Annotated in this window: 1 protein-coding gene; it reads right to left on the reverse strand. The window is 45.7% G+C overall.

The genetic code is table 11. The features are described from left to right. Positions 1-15: 15 nt before the first annotated feature. A protein-coding gene (locus tag BEI65_RS25785; RefSeq protein WP_099065651.1) for an IS3 family transposase occupies positions 16-1,385 on the reverse strand; the annotation gives its coding sequence in 2 pieces (ribosomal slippage) (positions 16-923 and positions 923-1,385; 1,371 coding nt in all). Between the last annotated feature and the right edge of the window lie 52 nt (positions 1,386-1,437).

The following is a 1,437-nucleotide window of genomic DNA, read 5'->3' on the forward strand; positions in this document are numbered from 1 at the left end:
TGAAGTGAACCCCATTTATTGGACACTTTGCCTGGCGGCTAACATGGCCTGAGTCCGGTACTGTACCGGGCTTAGACCGTTTAGTTTTACTTTGATGCGTTCGTTGTTGTAGTAGTCAATGTAGCGATCCACTGCCTTTTTCAACTGTTCCGCGTCTTCGTACTCTTCGTTGTACCAACATTCAGTTTTGAGGAGCCCGAAGAAGTTCTCTATCACTGCATTATCGAGACAATTTCCTTTTCGTGACATGCTTTGCTTGACACCCCACGAGATAAGTTTCGCTTGATAAGTCGCCATCTGATACTGCCATCCTTGATCCGAGTGCAGCATCGGGGTGTCATTTTTACTGAGTTTTTTCAATGCCCTATCCAGCATCTTACCAACGAGATTTACATCCGGTTTGGTATCTATGTTCCAGGCAATAATCTCTCGGTTGTACAGATCCAATACCGGTGACAGATATAGCTTTTTCCCCTTGATATTGAACTCCGTAACATCCGTTACCCATTTCTGATTTGGGCCGTCAGCATTAAAATTCCGCTCTAAGATGTTAGGTGTAACTTTGCCGTAGACCCCTTTGTATGACTGATACTGTTTACACCTTAGATTGGAGGCAAGGCATTGTTCCCGCATCAATTTCCGTACAGTTTTATGGTTAAGACCATAACCCTCATTACGCAAGGCCATCGTAATGCGGCGGTAGCCATAGCGCCCTTTGTGGTAATGGAATAGCTCTTTTATCTTTTCCTTTTCATGTACATAACTGCAGCCACGACCATTGACCTTAATTTTCCAGTAGAACGTGCTACGCGACTGTCTGGCAATCCGGAGCAGTAAAACCAGTCGATGGTGACACCTTAATTCATTGATTATTCGTGTTTTTTCTGTTGGTTCGCCTGAATTAAGGCCCGAAGCTTTTTTAAATAAGCATTCTCCGCGCGAAGATACTCAAGTTCTTCTTCAACCGTACGAAACTCAGGATGGGGAGCAACAAGCTCATCATTCAGTTGAACCGCTTTTTTCGCCCCTGGGAGCATTCCTTTCGGCTTATTGTGAAGAGCCATAATACCGCCTTCCCTATACAGTCGTTCCCATCTGCTAATCGTACTCGCTGCTGATATGTTGAACTTTGCAGCCGCCTTGCGGGAGGATTGGCCATTATCCAGCATCCAAAGGACCACTGATTCTTTAGTTTCAGCTGAGTATGATCTCATGGGGATGTCGAGTCCATCCTCACCACGCGCCTTCCAATGCTCCGTCCAACGACGGACAGCACCATGATCGACACCAAACAGCTTAGCTGTTTTTTTCGCACCATCAGCACTATTAAGGTAGTGGAGGACAACCTTGCGGATGAATTCTGTTGTGTACTTTTTTCTGCCCATTTAAGCGTAAAACCCCTACTTGTTGGGTGTCCAACTTTCGGGGTTCACTTCA

It is taken from the genome of Serratia sp. BW106 (assembly GCF_002607755.1).
In the GTDB taxonomy this organism is placed as follows: Bacteria; Pseudomonadota; Gammaproteobacteria; order Enterobacterales; family Enterobacteriaceae; genus Serratia; species Serratia proteamaculans.